Raw genomic sequence first — 19,610 nt, forward strand, 5'->3', positions numbered from 1 at the left:
CAAAGCCGGGTTCTCCGCTTTGATCAGTAGAGGTATCATCAGAGGCGCCCTCGCCGTTACCGGTTTTGGGTGGCGGTGGAATCGCTGCTGTCTCGGAGCCACTGCTGGTCTCTGTCCCGTTTTTTGAGCCGCTCGTCGTCGTAGGCGATGTCGTGCTGGTCGGGTCTGAGCTTTGCGATGAGCTTGGGTTGGGTATGCCCCCACTCGGCAGACTGGGGCTGCTTGAACTCGAGCTCGAACTCGAACTCGAACTCGAACTTGAGCTTGAGCTTGAGCTTGAGCTTGAGCTTGAGCTCGGCGATGGGAGTGACACCGATGGCGTCGAGGTCGACGTTGAGGTGCTGGTCGAGCAACCATAGGTCAGCGCTGTCATGCTTATGGCTATGACCAGTTTAGTCAACTTGTAAGACATAGGTTTGCTCCACTCCTTCTCTGGTTACAGTGGTACCCTCTATGACATGAGGCCTAAACACGGCGTGTCTTAAGTAGCGTATAAATTTACCGGCTAAGCCATCAAACCCCTCGGCAACCTCGATGCGCTTCACGTTGCGTACACTGCCCCGATCGGTCACATTAAAGCTGAGTGTTACGTTGCCTTCCTCGGCTGGTACCGCGGGCGGCAACAAACGGATGCCGCTAATATCCGGCAATAACGTAATGCGATTAAACAATCGCTCACGTAAATCTTGGATCTGGGTTTCGTCTTCGAGTTCCCCAATGACCTGATCGATCTGGCGATACAGTTCGCTGGCGGTTCGGCGTTCGCCGCGCCAGAGATGCCAGTCGGCCAACTGTATACTGGCGTGAAATGCCTCGAAGCTAGTCACACCATGTAATTCTGATAGCAAATGAACCAGGAGTTCGATGGCTTGCGGTGCGCCGCGGTCGGCGTCGCGGTAAAATTCGTAAAAGTTTTCTTGCGGCGCGTTTTCGTCAAAATTGGTTCGCCTCTCGAAGGGCGAGGCGTCTTTCTCGTCGTCAAACGAGGTGATCAAGAAGTATGTTTGAATTAAGCCCCACAACGAATCGGCAACGAGCTGTCTCTCATCCTCAAAGGTTTTAAGCTCGTTCAGTGCACTTTGATAAGCGTCCAGCATTTTTACCAGTCGAGGGAACTGAGTGTCGACAGGGTCCTTTAAAAACTGGGAACGCTGCCAATATGCATAGGCTAGCCACGCTGAAATTCGCTCAGGCCCGGCAGGTAGTGCACGCTGTTGCACGCGAATTAAGTAGTCTTGCTGGTCATCTGCCGCGCGAATATCTTGAAGTACTGCTAGGCTGTTTATCGAACCTTTCAAGAAAGGGATTTGTTGCTCGCTGTACAAACCTTGGTTAATGCGAGTGATGTGTGTGCCGCGTTGAAATATCTCGACCGCCTGCGTTTGGCGGCCAGAACGCTGCAGAGCTAAGCCAAACCCAAGTAGTTCTTCAGATAAGCCTAAAGCGTAGGCACCGCCGGTTTCTTCCAAGCTTTTTATGACGTCTCGGTACCCATCGAGTTCAGCGGTACTGAGCTCGATCGTTTGCTCGCTATCAGTCATGTCGAGGACGTCAGCCGCTTGTGCCAACGCGGTTGCATTAGTGCTGAGTACAATGAGGCTGGCAATAATAGGTACGCGCATCTTCATGGTTTTTCGACTTCCAGTTGATCAGGGCGGACACCGATTTAATCTACACTATAACCGATTTGTATACGATACGAGGCCAACCCCAAAAAGGGTTTAAGTAAAGGGTTTGTGCACTGATTTTCGTTTTGGGCTACAGTACTCGGCGTTCATAAGGTGGAAGACGTATGGGATTGTTCGAACAAGACACGGCAGTACAGCGAATTAGCGAGACTCGCTGGCAGGCAAACTTGGTGCCGGGGTGGCGCATTGGCGAAATGATGAATGGGGGGTATCTGTTGGCGATCGCGGGGCGTGTCATGGGCGAAGCCCTGCCTCAATCTGACCCGCTGTCGATTAATGCGTTTTATCTTGCGCCCGCGTTTGTCGGTCCCATGATCTGTGAGGTCGAGATCTTGCGCCTTGGAAAAAACACCAGCCAAGCGGTCGTTAAGATGTACCAGAACGACGAACTCAAAGTTCAAGTCACCGGCGCTTGCTGCGACCTCGACTCCCTTTCGGGCCCGACATGGCTGCGGACTGAACGCGCTGATATCCCAGAGTGGGAGGAACTCGTACCCACGCCTAATACCGCGATCGAATTGGGTCAGCGCATGGATTTGCGCTTATCTCAGGGCCAGAGTTTCATGAAAGACGGAAAAGGCGATGGTCGCGGCGAGTTTCAAGGTTGGATTCGCCACAGTGATGGCGCGCCGACAGATGCGTTATCTTTGTTGTTTTTTTCCGACGCGTTTCCACCGCCAGCATTTTCACTATTTGGTGCGGTTGGCTGGGTGCCCACCATCGAGTTGACGGTGCAGGTACGCGCCAAACCAGCGCCGGGACCCATACAAGCTTACTTGTGGTCAAACTATTTAACCGAGGGTATTACCGAAGAGGACGGTTTGTTCTGGGATAATACGGGAAAGTTGGTGGCGATTTCGCGCCAGTCGGCTAAGGTTCGCGCTTAAGCGTTTAAACTTTTGTCGTTGGCTGAACGGGCGCTGGTTTGGCAAAAAGTGGCAAGCTAGGGAACTGAAAAAAGTCAGCCCAAGCGTCACCGAACTGGGTTTTGATGCAGCGGCCAGTTAAGTCTTGGTAGCGCTCTTCGAACAGTTTTTGTAGGTCTGCTTCGCTCGTGATGCTTACTAAAACGGCGGCTTGCATCAAGCCCTCAAGGCGCAATTGATCGGCGGGCGGGCAATCCAGGCCCGCGTGTAGTCGGATAATTATGGCGTCTAGTCGCTCAGTAATTGCTTTGAGTAATGGATTTATTGCGCTCAAGCGGTATCATTCCTCTCGGCACCTGGGCCGCACAATTCGGTTATAGCCCGATTCAAACACACTGTGCATGTAGAAGGAAGATCGACCATGCTACGACGCTTGTTATTGATTAGTTTGTTGTACTCTACCTTCGCGGTAGCCCAGCCTAGCACGGAGCAGGCGCCGATTATCGATTATCAGGATCGATTTTTACCGCAGTTTGGTCGCAACGGTATGGTCGTGGGTCCTGAGCGTCTGGCCACTGAAATTGGTTACGCTATTTTGCAACAAGGCGGTAATGCCGTTGACGCCGCTGTGGCGACCGGCTTTGCTTTGGCAGTGACCTACCCGCGCGCCGGTAACTTGGGCGGCGGTGGCTTTATGCTGATTCACTTGGCCGACGAGAATAAACAGGTGTTTATTGACTATCGCGAGATGGCCCCGGGTCGAGCACAGCGTGATATGTATCTGGATGAATTTGGCGATGTCGATAGGCAACGACTGTACTTTAGTTATTTGTCGGCGGGGGTGCCCGGCACTGTGGCTGGTTTACTTCATGCGCTAGAAAATTATGGCACGATGAGCGTGCGGCAAGTTTTGCAGCCGGCGGTTGACCTTGCGCTGAAAGGCATTCCTGTCTCCTTCGCGTTGAACCAAGAATTGAATTCGCGTAAAGAGCGTTTGCTGGCCGATCCGGGTGCAGCCAGTACGTATCTCGTTGAGGGCGAAGCGCCACAGCTCGGTGTGAACTTTCGTCAATCCGATCTAGGGCAGGTGCTTAAAAGTATTCGCGATAATGGTCGTTCAGGTTTCTACGAGGGCTGGGTTGCCAAAACCATTGCGCAAGCCATGGCGGAGTCGGGCGGTATCATTACCGAAGGCGATCTCAAAAATTACCGAGTGGTCGAACGTGAGCCCGTACGCGGTACGTTTCGTGGCTACGAAGTCGTGTCTGCACCACCGCCGTCCTCGGGTGGAGCGCACATAATCCAAATGTTAAACATTCTGGAGCCCTTCGACTTGCAAGCTATGGGGCACAACTCTGCGGAATATATTCACCATGTCATCGAGGCTATGAAAATTGCCTACGCGGATCGTGCGGCGCACATGGGCGACCCCGATTTTTCCCCAGTACCGGTTAATCAATTGTTGAGCAAAGAGTATGCCGCCAAGGTTCGTGGTGACATTGATCCCGAACGAGCGCGCGCTGCCACCGAAATTCAAGCCGGCGACTTTAGCGACATCGAGAGTCTAGATACTACGCATTTTTCGGTGGCAGATACGCTGGGCAACGTTGTGTCTAATACCTACACATTGAACTTTAGCTACGGTTCACACATTGTCGTGCCAGGTACAGGTGTGCTGTTAAATAACGAAATGGCGGATTTTATGACGAAGCCCGGAACGCCTAACGCCTTTGGTTTGATCGAAAGCCAGGCCAACGAAATTACCGCGGGTAAACGACCTTTGTCTTCAATGAGTCCAACGCTGGTGTTCAAAGACGGCCAGCCTTGGCTAGCGACCGGTAGTCCAGGTGGGAGTTTGATTATCAGTACCGTCATGCAAACGATACTGAATGCCATGGCCTTTGATATGAACATTGCCGCAGCAGGGGGCGCCGCGCGCGTTCATCATCAGTGGATGCCTGATACCCTGCGTATTGAGAACGGTGTGAGTAAAGACACCGTCGACAAACTCAAGGCCATGGGTCACCCCGTGGAGGAAAACGTCAGAACCTTGGGGCGGACCCAATCGATTATGATTCAAGAGGGCTGGTTCTTGGGAGCGAGCGATACGCGCAGGCCCGGTGGTTGGGTTGCTGGCGCGCAGTAAAGGCAAGGAGAGTTAAGTGAGCTTAAAAGATCACCGAAGAGACTACACCAAAGGCGGGCTGAGTCGCTCTGATTTGAGTTCGGACCCCTACCAACAGTTTGACCGTTGGTTGCAGCAGGCCATTGATGCAGGCCTTGGTGACCCCACAGGTATGGTGGTTGCGACCCAAGATGAGTCGGGCTATTTGTGGCAGCGGATGGTGCTGTTAAAAGACGTGGGGGTCGATAAAGGCTTTGTGTTTTTTACGAACTATTCAAGTTCTAAAGCTCAAGCTATCGATCACAACCCGCGTGTGTCGTTGCACTTTCCTTGGAATGAATTAGATCGTCAGGTGATCGTGGGTGGTGTAGCGAGTAAGATCTCTAAACTCGAAACCGCCCATTATTTTTTATCGCGCCCTCGTGAGAGTCAGTTGGCAGCCTGGGCTTCGCATCAAAGTCGCCCAATCTCGGCTCGCTCAGTGCTTGAGCAACAGCTACATGCCATGAAGGAGAAATTCAGCCACGGTGATATTCCAGTGCCCGATTTTTGGGGCGGTTATCGCGTGGTGCCGGATCGCATAGAGTTTTGGCAGGGTGGCGTTAACCGCCTTCATGACCGCTTCCGGTATTATCGTGAAGGCGAAAGCGATTGGTGGATCGAGCAGTTACAGCCTTAGTTTGAGCCTATTCTTGATCGGTCGGAACCACTTGGCGTTGATCTACATAACGGCAATATTTTGGTAGTCCAAGTAGTTGGCGACGGATTAAGTCCAGCGTACAGGCGGTGACCATCGTCTGGAATAGTTGCCGAGGCAGTGGCCACAATAGCCGAAGCGTGTTCAATTCTTCTCGTGAGCCGTAGGCTACCCAAACCGTGCCTACGGGCTTTTCGTCGGATCCACCATCGGGCCCTGCAACACCGCTCACCGCAATCACGTAGTCGGCCGATGCCCGGGCTAGTGCCCCGTCAGCCATTTGCCGTACAACCGGTTCGCTAACAGCGCCGCAGTTGTTTAAGTGACTGTCTGAAACGCCAAGAACACTGGCTTTGATCGCATTGTCGTAGGTGACAAAACCGGCATGGAATGCTGCCGAGGCGCCCGGGATTTGAGTGAGAGCACTGGCGATTAGGCCACCGGTGCAAGACTCTGCGGTCGTGATGGTTTGCTGGCGTTCTCGCAATAGTTTCAACACTGCTTCGGCAAGTGTGGTATCGCCTTCGCCAACGATATGGTCCCCAAATAGGGTATGGATGTGTTGGATACAGCGTTCTTGGTCTTCTTGATGGCTGTCGTCGTGGATAGTGAGTTTTACTTCCATTTGTGGAGCGCTGGCGCGAAAGCCCAGCTCCACGGTCTCGGGCCAGTCAAAAGTGCTGTTGTTAATGAGCTGTTGAGCGTTAGATTCGCCCAATCCAAAGGTTTGCAAACGTCGCACAATAGTACGATGCGTCAGATCAAATCGAGCGCTAATTCGGTCCGTGATAATGGGCAGCATTTGCCGCATTTCGCTGGGAACCCCAGGTGTTGCAAAGACGCGGGTGCCTTGGTGCTGCAAGTCAATTCCCGGCGCCGAGCCCGTTGCGTTAGGAATGATGTCTGCACCGGCAGGAATCAACATTTGTTTTTTGTTTGCGTCATTTAGCGCTTGGCCTCGACGTTCACACCACCCCTCTAATTGGGCTTTTGCGTCCGGGTGTATTTGCAAGGCGCTATTGCTAAAAGCCGCTAAAGCCTCTGACGTTAGATCGTCGACAGTAGGCCCCAAGCCACCATTCATGATGACAATGTCAGCCGATGCACTCATGCTGTTTAGTTCAATTAACAGTTGTTCGAGGTCGTCGTTGACCGTGACTCGACGGCTAACTTTAATGCCCATGGCGGCCAGCTCGCGGGCGATGTAAGCCGAGTTGGAGTCGATGGTGTCGCCCGCCATGACTTCGTTTCCGGTCATGAGTAATTGAACGTTGAGTGCTGTCATTTGGCCTCCATGTGGGGTGAGTAGTGTAACAATCCATGCTTAAATGACTACTCAAAATTGTGGTGTGCGTGTTAAGTTTTTGCTAAGCAACAATCGAGATGATGACGGCATGATTAAATCGTTGTTCACAGTTTTTACTGTGCTATGGCTATTTGCGCCCATGGCGAACGGTCTTGATGAGTCTGAATCTGGCAGCTCCGAAAACCTTGTCTGGCTGGATCGTGCGCATCAGTCCGCGACCACAAGCGTGGATAACATGGCACTGTGGATTGATGGTGTGTTTGGCGATCAGGTCACCGAAGATGAAGCAATGGCCGAGAGCTATCTGCGGGTTATTGGGCGTTACTCATGGAATGAAAATGCCGAAAATGCCAATAATTTGCGCGTTCGAGGCACCTTGTATCTTCCCAAGGTGAACGACCGTTTGGCGCTTTTATTTGACGATGATGATATCGGCGATGAGGCGTTGGACGCTATCCCAGGTGCGGGCAGCGAATCCCCTGACCTAGGTATTCAGTGGCGCTTGTCGAAGCAGGATGCTTCAAGTATTGATTTGACGGCACATTGGCGTGATTCAGGTATACGTCCGGGTATTAGATTTAGGCGTCAGGCCCCGGTCACGGACAATGTCGCTATGCGTTTTTACCATCGATTTGATTACGGCAAAGATGGCTGGGAAACATCGACAGAATTGATTTTTGATAAGAAAGTCACGTCCGGACACCTCTACCGCTGGCGTACCCGAGTCGATACCAGCTTGGGTGACGAGGCTGCGTCTTGGCGCACGGTGTTTCAGTCGCGACATGCGAACGGAGAGGGCGCTGCCCTGCATGCTCGGCAGTGGTTTTTGGGTTTGGCGGGGCAGGGTTCTTCAGCCTGGCGGGATACCGCTAAATATGTCGGGGTTACCTGGCGACGCTCTTACGTGCGAGACTACCTTTGGTTCGAAGTCGAGCCCCGCTACACCTGGCAATCTGCGTTGTGCGATTGCGATACCGCATCGTTGCAACTGCGTGTAGAAGTCTTACTTTTTGATCCTGACTAGCGCTTCTGTCTCGCCACAAAGGAATCCAGCTGTTAAGGTGTGGGGTTTTGAAAATAGGGGGACATGTTATGAGCGACAACTTGAAATTTACGACAGATGAGCAAAAAGTCAGCTATGGCTTTGGCCTGCAATTTGGCGACCAGCTACGTAAGAATCAATTCGACGGTATGGACATCGATGCGGTGGTTGCCGGTATCCGCGACTGGTTTGCCGATGGCGCCAGCAAGCTATCTGACGCTGACCTAAATCCTGCCTACCAGGCCGTTCAAGCCAAGCAACAAGCGGCGCAGGCAGAGCAAGGTGCTGCGCAAAGCGCTATCGCTGACCAATTCATGACCCAAAACGCGGCGCGTGAGGGTGTCGTGAGCACTGAATCGGGTTTGCAATACGAGGTGCTCGAATCTGGCGATGGTGCTGCGCCCACTCGGGACTCTACGGTCGTGGTGCACTACCACGGGACCTTTGTTGATGGTTCGGTATTTGATAGCTCCGTGCAGCGCGGGGAGCCTGCGACTTTTGGCGTGACACAGGTTATTCCTGCGTGGACCGAAGCTTTGCAGCTGATGTCTGTGGGCGATAAATGGCGCGTGTTTGCGCCCCCACATTTAGCCTATGGTGAGCAAGGTGCCGGTGGTGTGATTCCACCCAACACCGCTCTAATATTTGAGGTCCACCTGATCGGGATCGAATAAGGAGCCGCGGGCGGTGATCAGTCAGTTGAATTTACCCAGAATTCTCCGCGTCGGGGGCGGTGCGAGCCAAGAGCTAAGAGCGACACTCGCGCAATTGGGGCTGTCAAAGCCCTTAATAGTGACCGACCCATTCATTCGCTCGCGAGCGTTTTTTGATGCGATTGTCGGTGCAGTGCCTGATTTTGATAGTGCTACCGATATCTTTGCTGACTGCGTGCCCGACCCAACCACCGATTCGGTGCGGGCCGGTTTGTCGGCGTTGACAGCAAAGGATTACGATTGTCTCATCGCCATCGGGGGCGGTAGCTCCATGGATACGGCAAAAGCGATGGCTGCGATGCAAGGGCGGTCTGAGCCCATGCGGCAATACAAAGTACCTTTTGCTTTAGATTCCGGTTTGCCGATTATCGCGATCCCAACGACTGCGGGAACCGGTTCTGAGGCCACCAAATTTGCAGTAATAACCGACACCGAAACGCAGGAAAAGATGCTGTGGATAGGACTGGCGCTGATGCCGATTGCTGCGCTGGTCGACTATGAGTTGACGATCGAAATGCCCTATCGTTTAACCGCAGACACAGGCCTAGATACCCTGTGCCACGCCCTAGAGGCCTTTGTGAGTCGCAAAGCCAATGCGTTTACCGACCCGATCGCCTTGGATGCCATGCGTTCAGTGGTGACCTTTTTGCCCAGCGCATGCGCCGACCCTAGCAATCGTGAAGCACGCGAGGCGATGATGCTGGCTGCAACTCAAGGCGGCGTTGCTTTTGCAAATGCCTCGGTGACGTTAATTCACGGGATGAGTCGCCCTATCGGCGCGCACTATCATGTGCCGCACGGGTTAAGTAATGCCATGCTGCTGCCAGAGATTACCGCCTGGTCGTTGCCGGGTGCCCAAGTCCGCTATGCTATCGCATCTCGGCATATGGGTTTCGCTGCCCAAGACAGCGATGACTCAACCGCGTGCGATGCACTAATCAGTGGTCTGCGTCGTTTGTGCTCGGATTTAAGTGTACCGACGCCCGCGAGTTACGGCATTGACCCCGACAGCTGGCGAGCTAATGTAACCTTGATGGCAGAGCAGGCTTTAGCCTCTGGTTCGCCGAATAATAATCCTCGCGTGCCGTCTGCTGCGGAAATTGTGGATCTTTATCGGCGTGTCTTCGAGTAAAGACTTGCTTCGGATACGGATTTCCGCCCATCATTAGCGGGTCAAGCGACTTTAAGCGGGAAGGTTCATGGTTTCAGATTCAAACCTTATTTGGGTAGACATGGAAATGACGGGTCTAGAACCTGATCAAGACGTGGTTATCGAAATAGCAACGATTGTCACCGATAGCGAGTTGAATACTTTGGCCGAAGGTCCGGTCATTGCCATTCATCAGTCCGATGCCATTCTTGCGGGGATGGATGAGTGGAATACCACACATCACACAGCGTCGGGTTTACTGGATCGAGTGCGTGCCAGCACCACGGACGAACGGGCCGCCAGTCTGGAAACTATCGCCTTTTTAGAGCAATGGGTTCCCGCAGGTAAATCACCAATGTGCGGTAACACCATTTGTCAGGATCGGCGTTTTATGGCTCGTCACATGCCAACACTAGAGGCCTATTTTCACTATCGCAATTTAGATGTCAGCACGTTAAAGATTTTAGCCCAGCGTTGGGCACCAGAAGTCGCTGATGGCTTTTCCAAAAAAGGCGCGCATTTGGCTCTTGATGACATTCGCGAGTCGATCGAAGAGCTGCGTTACTATCGTGAAAAAATGCTGACCTGTTAGATTCGGCGCAATAGGCGGTTACAAGCGGTGGGCAAGCGAAAATTAACCAAGCAGCAAGCGTGGCGAATCCAAAAGATTCAAGATGAGCGCAGTAAGCGCTCGCAGAAACGCGACAGCAAAGCCGATGAATTACTCGTTGGCGGTGAGCTAGGCGATGAACAAGAAGGCCTAATCATCTCGCATTTTGGTACCCAAGTGGAGGTGGAGGGCACAAACGCTGAGCGGCAGCGCTGCTTTATCCGGGCTAATTTACCGGCTTTAGTCACGGGCGACCGAGTGGTGTTTTGCGCTGGCGAATACGCAGGCGTCGTGGTGGCTTTGCACGAGCGCCACACCATATTGAAGCGCCCAGATCCCTACACGGGTCTTAAGCCTGTTGCTGCCAATATTGACCAGGTCGTCGTGGTGATTGCACCTCAGCCTACACCCTATGCTGATTTGATAGACCGCTATTTGGTGGCGGCCGAAACGGCCGGTATCGAACCTTTATTGTTACTAAACAAGACCGATCTACTGGATCAGCCCGAGCTGAAAGATACAGTCGATGAAGTGCTCGAACCCTATAAAGCCTTGGGTTATCGAGTGGTGCAAACCAGTGCGAATCGGGCCGATTTGTCGGCTCTAGTCCATGTTTTGCAAGACCGTGTGAGTGTGTTTGTTGGACAATCGGGAGTGGGTAAATCGTCTTTAGTGAATTCACTGCTGCCGGCAGCAGCGCTGCGTACCAGCGAGCTTTCGCAATACAATCAAAAGGGTCAGCACACCACGACTACGGCGCGACTGTTTCACTTGCCCACCGGCGGCGTATTGATCGATTCTCCTGGAATTCGCGAATTCGGTTTGTGGCATATGAGTCGTGCCGAATTAGAGCAGGGTTTTCGGGAGTTTGCGCCGTTTCTCGGAGTCTGCCGTTTTCGTGATTGCAAGCACGAAGCTGAGCCAGATTGTGCGCTTTTGGCGGCGGTGGACGAGGGGCGTATCAGCGAGGCTCGATTTCGCAGTTATCAAATATTGGTCGACGCGTTAGACGCCGACCGCCCCGTCTAAACGTTTATTCGTGAGGCAATGCATTCGCCCATGCGGATGTCGTTGCCCGCGTGACACCAAGTCTCCCAAGCGATCTGATCTTTGCCGAACAGCAAAATGACAGTTGACCCCAGTTTAAACCGGCCGAGCTCATCCCCTTGCTTGAGCTCGATAGCCGGCGCTGGTTGGGCGTAGTGGCGAGTAATAATCTGCGATCCAGGAGGTGCCACTTGGCCTTCCCAGACGGTTTCGATACCCGCTACGATCATAGCACCCACCAAGACGGCTGCCATTGGGCCCGCCTCTGTGTCGAAGAGGCACACCAAACGCTCGTTGCGAGCAAACAGTCCATCGACATTTTCGGCGGTGGTTTGATTTACCGAGTAAAGATCGCCAGGGATGTATCGAGTGGCGAGCAGGGTACCTTGAATCGGCATATGAATGCGGTGATAGTCTTTTGGGCTTAAGTAAATAGTAGCGAAATCGCCATCATGGAAGAGCGCGGCCCATTCTTCGTTGCCGCCGAGTAGGCTGGTAGTTGTAAATGATTTGCCCTTGGCTTGAAAAATCTGATCCTCATTGATTTTACCAACCTGGCTAAAGGCTCCATCTGCGGGACTCAGTACATCGGCAACGGCCAGCGGGCGAGCCCCTGGCTTTAAGGCGCGAGTGAAAAACTCGTTAAAATTGACGTAGGCTTCGGGGTAGGGTGCGAAGGCCTCTTCCATATTGACCTGATAGTGTTTAATAAACGCTTTTATCAGGGTGTTCTTGAGCCATTTTGGATGCTTGAGTTCGGCAAGGCGCCCCACCCAGCGAGACAGTAGGTGTTGGGGTAATAGGCGCTGAAGCAAGATAAAAGGCGACATAATCAAATCCGCAGGTACCACGTAAACCGCAAGTATATAGATTTTCTGGTAGTAACGGGGAGTCAGATTTTGGTTTGAATCTGAAAATTTCGGTACTTTTGCGCTAGCGTGTCCGATTCTGTAGTCGGTGCATAACACCCTGTGCATTTAAGGCCAGATCTTGACTAAGACTGTCTAATATCATCGTTGCCTCTGGCCCGCTAAACGTCTGGGTTAAATTGTGCAGCGTGATGTTTTGAAGCTCTGCAGCGGCGTGCTCGATGTCGCTAATGTTGGCATAGGCGCCAATTTGTTGTTTTAGGCTTTGTGCTGTTCGAACGTCAAAGGGGATACGGCCGTAATGGGTAGGGTAAATCCACTGGGGCTTTTTAGCAGCGATGATATCGATAGACTCTTGGTAGTATGACGGCAAGAACTGTGTGGGGGTCGTGGCCGGCAAGGCAAAAGGCCAATCGCCTGTCTGCATGCAGGGGTAGCAAATGCCGAACGAGTCGCCGGTAAACCAGCCGCGGCTTTGCTCGTCCCACAAACACAGGTGGTGGTCCGCGTGACCCCGGGTATGATAGGCGGTGAGCCCGCGCTGACCAACCTCTACTGAATCGTGATCTTCTAAAATGACTACTCGATTTTCTGGTACCGGTATCAACTGCCCATACAGTGCGTCGAAAGCTTCTCCGTAGACTCCGCGAGCGGAGGCTTCGAGGCGCGAAGGGTCGATTAAGTGGCGCGCAGCTTTGGGGTGACAGTAGAGCTTGGCATTGGGCATGGCCTCAATCCAATGCCCAGCGGCGCCGGCATGATCTAGGGGTCCTAGGGATTTTGCCTCCAAATATTGCAAAAACCGCTGCAGGCCGCGCCAGCTGTGGTTTCTGGAGGCCCATTACTTATCGATTGTCGGCCGGTAGCCATCAATCGATTCCATTAAATCCTCAAGTTTTGGCAATTCACCTGTCGGTGCGAATGTGTATCTACCCCGGAGGTTGATATTCTCCCAGGCTACAGGTGAGGCCCGCTTTACTGTTTCCAGAGACATTGCATTGCCTTGATCCTCAAAGCTGTCCAGCAGATTACTGAGCACTTTTGAGTTGAAGTAGATGATGGCATTTGCCACCAGTCTGGCACTTTCGTTCCAGATCTGGATCTCCTCATCGCTATTACCCCGGAATCGGTCGCCATTGACGTGGCTAATCGCCCGTCTCAGCTGGTGATAGGCTTCACCCCGGTTCAACGCTCGCTGAACGTGATTTCTAAGGCTGGCGTCGTCAATGTAGTTCAGCAGATATTGGGCTTTCAGCAGCCGGTTATATTCGGTCAATGCCTCCAGTAATGGGTGATTGTGCTTGTAACCGGATAGTTTACGCACTAACCTGGCCTGACTGGTCTTGCGCTGAGCCAAAGAGACGGCAATCCGCTGGATGGTGTCCCAGTGAGCCATGATACGCTGCGTGTTGATCGGCTTGCGCAACGATATATGCACTTGCTGGTTCTTGTCTTCGGTGATGTTGAATAGTTCATTGATGACCCTGCCGACCTGGGCATATCGAGGTGCGAACCGATATCCGAACAGGTCGAGCAGGGCAAAGTTCACATGGTTTACTCCATGAGTGTCAGTTGAGAGCATGTCGGGGACTATCTCAGTACTGTTGTTCATCAACAGGTCAAAGATGTAATGGGATTCATGCTCATTGGCCCCGATTACCCGGGCATTGATGGCCATATGATTGGCATTCAGACTGACCGCGGACACGCCTTTGCTGGTCCCGAAGTATTTTGAGGAGTACCGCGTGCGGAATGTCTCGCGTTTGGCTTCGAACTTCTGACCATCGGCACTGGCGTGCAGAATATCTTCCTGAATGTTGTAGTGCTTGAAGATACTCAGTCGTGTAGTGGCGTTGTTGATGCGGTCATTGGACGCATTCAGGGTTTCCAACCGAAGGTAGTTCGCTTGGATAGTGCTGAGTTGTTCATAGGTGCAGTCAGAAATCTGCGCGATGCCATAGATGCCCTGATTAGTGGCATTGGCAATCAGTATCGCCAGCAGATCCACTTCGTACTGACGGCTTTTCGAGCTCAAGCCCAGCACATGTTGGAAGTCGTCAATGAACCCGGTATCCCGATCCACTACGCGCAATACATCGGCGATGCTGACCGCTTTCATTTGCTGGAAGAACGGGTTATTCACTAGGTGCTTCTTGCTGGCTGTAGGCAGCCGCCAGTGATGTTTGCCGTCTTTCGGTCGCAAAATTACGTCCCTGGTATCTGAACGCTCCAAATAGTGGCTGACTTCGTGCAACCGAAGAGTCAGCTCATCCGCCATGCGTGGAATCAGACGTTTCGGATCCTCGCTGATATTGGGTTGCTGAGTGCCCTCCACCAAGGACCCCTTCTGGTTTTTCCAGATCTCTGGCTTCACGAGATCATCCTCTAACGCCCGATATCGAATGACTTCCGGCAGCGTCAACTGGCCGTTTAAGCGGTTGGGTATCTGCAGATACAAAAACCATTCATACTTGGATTTGTCTATACTGCCATCGGGTTTCGACAGCAATGGCCGTGTGGCTTTCGGTAGTAAACGCTGATCAATGCTGACATCGCCGAGCCTATTACCGGCGACCAAATCCAACCGAGCTTGGGCCAGGGCCCCGGCTAACCGCCGCGTTTTGTCGGTACCGTCAAAACGCAGACAGCAAAAGAGCGAACGCAACAGTCCGGCTCGCAATGTGGACTCCGTATCCAGGTGCTGCCAAAATGCCTCCTCCGCCGACTGTTTCTGATTACTCAGGTATCGGCAGACTGAGTTCAGGTCGCTGACATTGAGAAACTGGAACGCCCGTTGCTGTACAGCTTGAAACGACGTATCAGGATCGATGCTGTCATCAACGAACAGGTGTAAGATATCAGCAGCTTTGCTCACATTGCGAGCTGCCTTTTGCCAATCCCGATAGACCCGTTCTTGGGCCATTTGATGCGCACGTTGTTTCACTTGCCGGAGGTGATGTATGAACCCTTCCGCAATACGTTCCAGGCCCTGCTGGTGCCGCGACTGCAGATAGCACAGCAAGTACAGGCGCTGGTTAGCAAGCGATTGACGTTTAAGTTTGGCTCCGTAGTAGTCAACCCGTTCGGCATAGTGTTGCTGGTTTTTCTGAGAGAGAGAAAGTGACTCGAGTACAGTCGTCACATCCGTCATCCACGGCTGAATATGGTGATACACGGCTATTTCTTTTTGCAACTCGGTGCCGGTAAAATTGCGGGCGCTCTGGCGTAGTTGCTGGAATGTAAACTGGCCTTCACCGGAAACCAGTGTGAGCAACATAGTTGATAGACCTTGGCTGCAAGCGGCGTCGATCTGGTCATGCAATCGTTTCTGGTGCTGGCCAATAACCTGACTGACGATCTTCTGCAGCGTACTATAGGCGGGAATTGCGATTTTCTGGCGAGCCAAATATTCGATTGCAGCGTCAAAGACTGCTCGGGGCTCCACCCAGCTTTCAGCACAGGTACACAAGTGCTCGACAAGCTGTGGCTGATGTCTTTTATCGTTCCAGTTGCTGACGCCGACGATCGATAGAACACGCGCATAGATACGGGATTTTTGGTCAGGTTTCAGGCTAAAACGCCTGAAGGTAAGGTCCCTATAGTGAAATCGGGCTATGAATACCAAGTCGTCCTGCATTGATTTGTACCTTGGGTTAAGCAGGACCGGTTTGCATTTGAAGTAGCCCAGCAAAGCAATCGCCACACAACGATATTTGCGTTGCCTTATTCTCGATATCTCCGCTAGTTCTTTGTCATTCAGCATAAAGTAGAATCGCTGGTATGACTCATTGAAGGATGGGACGCCATATAGATCCTCGACCTCGGCAGCAGTGAGGATTGATAGCCGCTTGTTTCTGCTCATTCTTTGACCTAAAGGTCGAAGAAGATACCGAATTTCTCAGCGCATTAGAAACTAATAGCCCCCTGCAGCCCACGGATGGCGGGGCCTCCGGCGGTTTTTGCAATATTTGGAGGCAAAATCCCTAGGACCCCTCTCTTGAGATCTCAACGATGAACGCAGGTGGATATGAGGTCTAGCGAATGAAACAAACCCCACTGGGTGAAATGCGCTGTTCCGCTGCCAGGGCACTGAATGAGGTGGGCCCCTGGTGGTCATTGTTACTGGTGCGCTGTTGTCTTCAGGGATTGTCCCGCTTCAATGAATTCCAGGTTGCCTTGGGTATTGGCAAGAATACACTTTCGATTCGATTGAAGGAGCTTATTCACGACGGTGTGCTGACTAAAGTACACGCGAGCGACGGATCCAAGTTCCACGAGTATCAATTGACCGAGAAAGGTGTAGAGCTTGCGCCCGTTATTTTGGCGTTGTCAACGTGGGGGGACAAGTGGCTTCCGCATGAGTTGGGCCCCTCTGTTCGGCTACACGACAATAGAAGCGGCAAGACTGTGGGTGTTGGCTTTGTCGACGACGAGGGTGAAGCCGTTTCACCCGAGTTTATTCAGTGGACTCCCGGGGAAGGCGTTATCGCCTCCTTGTCTCAGGGTGGGCGTTAGTCGCGCCTGTACACTACAAGAATCGATCTAAGGGTGGATAGTAGATATGGAAGATACAAACACGTACAAGACAGCATGTAATCTTTGCTTTGTGAATTGTGGTCTTGAAGTCACTCTTGGGGGTGAAGATGGTCGGCAATTCATCAAGGTGAAGGGGGATAAAGATCACCCGAAATCCCAAGGCTATATTTGCAACAAGGCGGCAAGGCTCAACTTCTATCAGAATGACAACAATCGGATTCACTCTCCCAAGAAGCGAATGGAAGATGGAGTCTATGTTGACATCAGTTGGGAGCAGGCAATCCAAGAGATAGGGTCAAAACTAAAATCTGTGCAGGAGCAGCATGGTGGCGAGCGAATCCTATTTTATGGGGGCGGCGGCCAGGGCAACCACCTCGGAGCGACCTATGTCGCGTCTTTGCTGAATGCGCTTGATGTGCGATACAGGGGTAACCCTGCTTCACAGGAAAAGACCGGGCATACCTTTGTGTTCAGCCAGATGTTCGGATTGCCTGTGCACAGTGACATAGAGAAGGCGCAGGTCGTTATGTTTAGCGGTAAGAATCCGTTTATGAGTAATGGCATGGATCAGGCCCGCAACTTCCTACGTGAGATGAAGAGAGATCCGGAGCGTACACTGATTGTTCTCGACCCCCGGCGCACAGAAACAACAGACTATGCGGATATTCACTTAGCAATTAAGCCTGGATTCGACGCATGGTGCCTTTCCGCAATTCTGGCTCAGATCGTAAAAAACCACGATCTACCCCTGGACTGGCTCAAAGCACATACCCGCGGCTACGAAGAGATCATTGAGCGATTCTCAAAGGTTTCGGTGAAGGATTACGCAGAACACTGCGGCGTCCCACTGCATACAATTGAGGCGGCAGCCGAGGCAATTGCCAATGCCTCATCTTTCTCGCTTGAAGAGGATCTTGGCGTGCAGATGGCGCCACATTCAACGTTGAATAGTTACCTGGACTTGCTGCTCTCCGCTATCACTGGTCAGTACGGGAAGACGGGGACGCTGGGACCTGTGTTGCAGATTGCCGAGGCGTTGCCTACGGACCATACACCCTTGGATGAAGAGGGGAACCTTCTGGTTGTCGATCGTCTACCTGTAACTGGTGCGCCTATTGTTAGCGGGCTCTATCCGGGTGCCGTCTTGGCTGATGAGATTGATACTGATCACCAGGATCGACCGCGGGCGATGATTCTTGAAAGCACAAACGTCGTGCATAGTCTGCCGGAATCCGACCGAATTGCACGCGGACTTCGCAATTTGGACTTCAGTCTAGCAATAGATGTAGTCATGACCGAGACCGCCAGGCAGTGCGACTATGTACTGCCTGCATCCAGTCAGTACGAGAAATGGGAGGCGACCTATTTCCAGAGGCATTACCCGAAGAATATCTTCCATTTGCGTCGCCCGATGCTCGAGCCGGCTGGCGATACGCTGCCAGAGGCGGAGATCTATGCCCGAATTATCGAGCAACTGGGGATAGTTGACGCATCGACCCTGGACCAGCTTACCGCCGCAGCCGAGGAAGGTGACAGCAGGTTTGGACAAGTATTGATGGAGATACTGTCAGAGCAGCCGCAACTCAAGCGTGTCATGTCATATCTGCTCTATCGTACCCTGGGCCAGACACTTGAGCCCGGCCAGGACGTGGCAGCTGCGCTTTGGGGATTGTGTCAGCGCTTCGTGATGTCGCACCCCGTGGAGGTTGCAAGAGCTGGATTTGAGGGTCCCAATGCGGGTAGTGACATGTTTCGTGCGCTGTGCAATTCGCCATCCGGTGTTGTGATCAGCATTGCAGACCACGCTGACAGTTTTACCAAGTTACCGAAGCCTGAGAACAAGATTCAACTGCCTATTGGCACGCTTTTGCGTGACATCGATGAACTGGACCAGTTACAGGCGCCCGTGGATACTCCCGAGGGGTTTCCGATGCTTTTAGTCGCCGGACAACGGCGTTCATATACGGCCAATTGCATTATGAGAAACCCCGATTGGATCAAGGGTAAGGGACAGATGGAGCTCACCATCAGCCCCGAGGATGCAGATGGCCTTGGGCTCGAAGAACTTTCGTCCGCGGTGTTGGAAACCCAGAATGGCCGCTGCGAGGTCTCCGTTTCGATCGATGAGCGAATGCCAAAGGGGCTTATGGCACTTCCCAATGGACAGGGAATGGACTTCGTTAACGATGCCGGAGAGGTCGTAAAAGCTGGTTATTGGATCAACAAGTTGACCAGTGCCAAGCTGATCGATAAGCATATCGGCACACCATTACATAAGCATGTTCCGGCTCGTCTCTTAAGTGCGGGATGAACTCCCATGTGCTAGCTCTCGTTTATGTGACGCGGGATAAATTTACTTGAGTACTTGTTATGTCTACTAGTTTTTCTGCCGCAGAGCCTGTGTTAGAGGTATTCTTCGATGACTCAGAGCCAGCGCGGGACAGCGGTATTCTAGCTTCGGCCGAGCCGCGATCGGTAAACATCAGTACACTGGAGCACCCACTTGCCCGGCGGTACGATGACATGGAGTTTTCAAAGTTCCTGGGAATCCGGTTTACGGAAATAGGCGATGGAAAGGTAACAGCGACGCTCTGTATTGAGGAGCGTCACACCAACCTCATGTCTGTGTTACATGGTGGCGTTGTTTACGCGGCGGCGGATGTGGTTGGGTATTTTGCGTTATTGAGCGTTCTGGATGACCACGAGTCAGCAGCCACCGTGGATATATCCGTATCTGTACTAAGGCCTTGTCACGTAGGAGAGACCTTGGTGTTAAACGGCCGCGTGGCGAAGCGTGGGCGGCAAGTATCGTTCATGGAAACAGAATGTCACGTTGATGGAAAGCTGGTAGCGACCGCTAAGGTGACCAAGGCAATGCTGAAGCTGCCGAAATAATGTACGTCTTTGGCTGGCGCTTGACTGCGGAACATTGCCCGACAGGGCGGAGACCACATTGTTAGC

The 19,610-nt window shown here is 52.5% G+C and carries 18 protein-coding genes; 12 read left to right on the forward strand and 6 right to left on the reverse strand.

Going from position 1 to position 19,610, the window contains the following annotated elements:
* The first annotated feature begins 152 nt into the window (after positions 1-152).
* Positions 153-359, forward strand: a complete 207-nt coding sequence (locus EYZ66_RS01115; RefSeq protein ID WP_160195554.1) for a hypothetical protein — start codon at positions 153-155, stop codon at positions 357-359.
* 33 nt (positions 360-392) lie between these two features.
* Here EYZ66_RS01115 and EYZ66_RS01120 read toward each other — a convergent pair whose 3' ends face one another.
* Complete coding sequence (locus tag EYZ66_RS01120; RefSeq protein WP_009575852.1) at positions 393-1,628, reverse strand: hypothetical protein; 1,236 nt, start codon at positions 1,626-1,628, stop codon at positions 393-395.
* 164 nt (positions 1,629-1,792) lie between these two features.
* Here EYZ66_RS01120 and EYZ66_RS01125 point away from each other — a divergent pair, with 164 nt between their 5' ends.
* The gene (locus tag EYZ66_RS01125) at positions 1,793-2,575 is read left to right on the forward strand and encodes a thioesterase family protein (RefSeq protein ID WP_009575853.1); all 783 of its coding nucleotides are present in this window, start codon (positions 1,793-1,795) and stop codon (positions 2,573-2,575) included.
* A 4-nt stretch (positions 2,576-2,579) separates the two neighbouring features.
* Here EYZ66_RS01125 and EYZ66_RS01130 read toward each other — a convergent pair whose 3' ends face one another.
* Positions 2,580-2,888, reverse strand: a complete 309-nt coding sequence (locus EYZ66_RS01130; RefSeq protein ID WP_009575854.1) for a hypothetical protein — start codon at positions 2,886-2,888, stop codon at positions 2,580-2,582.
* Positions 2,889-2,975: 87 nt separating this feature from the next.
* Between EYZ66_RS01130 and ggt the strand changes: the two genes are divergently transcribed.
* Positions 2,976-4,700: a gamma-glutamyltransferase gene (gene ggt, locus EYZ66_RS01135; RefSeq protein ID WP_009575855.1), complete on the forward strand. Its 1,725-nt coding sequence runs from the start codon at positions 2,976-2,978 to the stop codon at positions 4,698-4,700.
* 16 nt (positions 4,701-4,716) lie between these two features.
* Complete coding sequence (pdxH, locus tag EYZ66_RS01140; protein WP_009575856.1) at positions 4,717-5,358, forward strand: pyridoxamine 5'-phosphate oxidase; 642 nt, start codon at positions 4,717-4,719, stop codon at positions 5,356-5,358.
* Positions 5,359-5,365: 7 nt separating this feature from the next.
* Here pdxH and EYZ66_RS01145 read toward each other — a convergent pair whose 3' ends face one another.
* On the reverse strand, positions 5,366-6,661 hold the full coding sequence (locus EYZ66_RS01145) for a CinA family nicotinamide mononucleotide deamidase-related protein (protein ID WP_009575857.1): 1,296 nt from the start codon (positions 6,659-6,661) through the stop codon (positions 5,366-5,368).
* Between the two features lie 109 nt (positions 6,662-6,770).
* On the opposite strand from EYZ66_RS01145, the gene EYZ66_RS01150 reads away from it, so the two are divergent.
* From EYZ66_RS01150 to rsgA, 5 genes are all read left to right on the forward strand, one after another.
* A complete protein-coding gene (locus tag EYZ66_RS01150) occupies positions 6,771-7,706 on the forward strand; it encodes a hypothetical protein (RefSeq protein ID WP_139042575.1) in 936 nt (311 codons plus the stop codon).
* A gap of 68 nt (positions 7,707-7,774) precedes the next feature.
* Positions 7,775-8,398: a BamJ family beta-barrel-assembly machinery protein gene (gene bamJ / locus EYZ66_RS01155; RefSeq protein WP_009575859.1), complete on the forward strand. Its 624-nt coding sequence runs from the start codon at positions 7,775-7,777 to the stop codon at positions 8,396-8,398.
* A 13-nt stretch (positions 8,399-8,411) separates the two neighbouring features.
* On the forward strand, positions 8,412-9,569 hold the full coding sequence (locus EYZ66_RS01160) for an iron-containing alcohol dehydrogenase (RefSeq protein ID WP_009575860.1): 1,158 nt from the start codon (positions 8,412-8,414) through the stop codon (positions 9,567-9,569).
* Between the two features lie 67 nt (positions 9,570-9,636).
* Complete coding sequence (gene orn / locus EYZ66_RS01165) at positions 9,637-10,179, forward strand: oligoribonuclease (RefSeq protein ID WP_040816679.1); 543 nt, start codon at positions 9,637-9,639, stop codon at positions 10,177-10,179.
* Between the two features lie 27 nt (positions 10,180-10,206).
* Positions 10,207-11,226 carry a small ribosomal subunit biogenesis GTPase RsgA gene (gene rsgA / locus EYZ66_RS01170; RefSeq protein WP_009575862.1) on the forward strand — a complete coding sequence of 340 codons (1,020 nt, stop codon included), beginning with the start codon at positions 10,207-10,209 and terminating at the stop codon, positions 11,224-11,226.
* On the opposite strand, the gene asd is transcribed toward rsgA, so the two are convergent.
* The 3 genes from asd to EYZ66_RS01185 form a co-directional block, all read right to left on the reverse strand.
* Positions 11,223-12,074 carry an archaetidylserine decarboxylase gene (asd, locus tag EYZ66_RS01175; protein WP_009575863.1) on the reverse strand — a complete coding sequence of 284 codons (852 nt, stop codon included), beginning with the start codon at positions 12,072-12,074 and terminating at the stop codon, positions 11,223-11,225. The genes rsgA and asd overlap by 4 nt on opposite strands.
* Positions 12,075-12,177: 103 nt before the next feature.
* Positions 12,178-12,912 (reverse strand): MBL fold metallo-hydrolase, encoded by a 735-nt coding sequence (locus EYZ66_RS01180; RefSeq protein ID WP_160195555.1) that lies wholly within the window; start codon positions 12,910-12,912, stop codon positions 12,178-12,180.
* A gap of 42 nt (positions 12,913-12,954) precedes the next feature.
* Complete coding sequence (locus tag EYZ66_RS01185; RefSeq protein WP_008293723.1) at positions 12,955-15,975, reverse strand: Tn3 family transposase; 3,021 nt, start codon at positions 15,973-15,975, stop codon at positions 12,955-12,957.
* 179 nt (positions 15,976-16,154) lie between these two features.
* Between EYZ66_RS01185 and EYZ66_RS01190 the strand changes: the two genes are divergently transcribed.
* From EYZ66_RS01190 to EYZ66_RS01200, 3 genes are read left to right on the forward strand one after another with little or no spacing between them, the layout of a single operon-like run.
* Positions 16,155-16,628, forward strand: a complete 474-nt coding sequence (locus EYZ66_RS01190) for a winged helix-turn-helix transcriptional regulator (RefSeq protein ID WP_040818042.1) — start codon at positions 16,155-16,157, stop codon at positions 16,626-16,628.
* A 46-nt stretch (positions 16,629-16,674) separates the two neighbouring features.
* A complete protein-coding gene (locus tag EYZ66_RS01195; RefSeq protein ID WP_009577296.1) occupies positions 16,675-18,960 on the forward strand; it encodes a molybdopterin-dependent oxidoreductase in 2,286 nt (761 codons plus the stop codon).
* A gap of 59 nt (positions 18,961-19,019) precedes the next feature.
* Positions 19,020-19,544, forward strand: coding sequence for a PaaI family thioesterase (locus tag EYZ66_RS01200; protein ID WP_050793490.1), 525 nt, complete (start codon positions 19,020-19,022; stop codon positions 19,542-19,544).
* Positions 19,545-19,610: the final 66 nt, after the last annotated feature.

This window comes from Aequoribacter fuscus (assembly GCF_009910365.1).
Classification (GTDB): domain Bacteria; phylum Pseudomonadota; class Gammaproteobacteria; order Pseudomonadales; family Halieaceae; genus Aequoribacter; species Aequoribacter fuscus.

What these genes read in the sequence shown, in the direction of transcription:
- bamJ (WP_009575859.1), top strand. Translation starts at nt 7,775, where the DNA reads ATGAGCGACAACTTGAAATTTACGACAGATGAGCAAAAAGTCAGCTAT.
- EYZ66_RS01195 (WP_009577296.1), top strand. Translation starts at nt 16,675, where the DNA reads ATGGAAGATACAAACACGTACAAGACAGCATGTAATCTTTGCTTTGTG.
- EYZ66_RS01185 (WP_008293723.1), bottom strand. Translation starts at nt 15,975, where the DNA reads ATGAGCAGAAACAAGCGGCTATCAATCCTCACTGCTGCCGAGGTCGAG.
- EYZ66_RS01150 (WP_139042575.1), top strand. Translation starts at nt 6,771, where the DNA reads ATGATTAAATCGTTGTTCACAGTTTTTACTGTGCTATGGCTATTTGCG.
- EYZ66_RS01145 (WP_009575857.1), bottom strand. Translation starts at nt 6,661, where the DNA reads ATGACAGCACTCAACGTTCAATTACTCATGACCGGAAACGAAGTCATG.
- EYZ66_RS01125 (WP_009575853.1), top strand. Translation starts at nt 1,793, where the DNA reads ATGGGATTGTTCGAACAAGACACGGCAGTACAGCGAATTAGCGAGACT.
- ggt (WP_009575855.1), top strand. Translation starts at nt 2,976, where the DNA reads ATGCTACGACGCTTGTTATTGATTAGTTTGTTGTACTCTACCTTCGCG.
- EYZ66_RS01190 (WP_040818042.1), top strand. Translation starts at nt 16,155, where the DNA reads ATGAAACAAACCCCACTGGGTGAAATGCGCTGTTCCGCTGCCAGGGCA.
- EYZ66_RS01200 (WP_050793490.1), top strand. Translation starts at nt 19,020, where the DNA reads ATGTCTACTAGTTTTTCTGCCGCAGAGCCTGTGTTAGAGGTATTCTTC.
- orn (WP_040816679.1), top strand. Translation starts at nt 9,637, where the DNA reads ATGGTTTCAGATTCAAACCTTATTTGGGTAGACATGGAAATGACGGGT.
- EYZ66_RS01120 (WP_009575852.1), bottom strand. Translation starts at nt 1,628, where the DNA reads ATGAAGATGCGCGTACCTATTATTGCCAGCCTCATTGTACTCAGCACT.
- asd (WP_009575863.1), bottom strand. Translation starts at nt 12,074, where the DNA reads ATGTCGCCTTTTATCTTGCTTCAGCGCCTATTACCCCAACACCTACTG.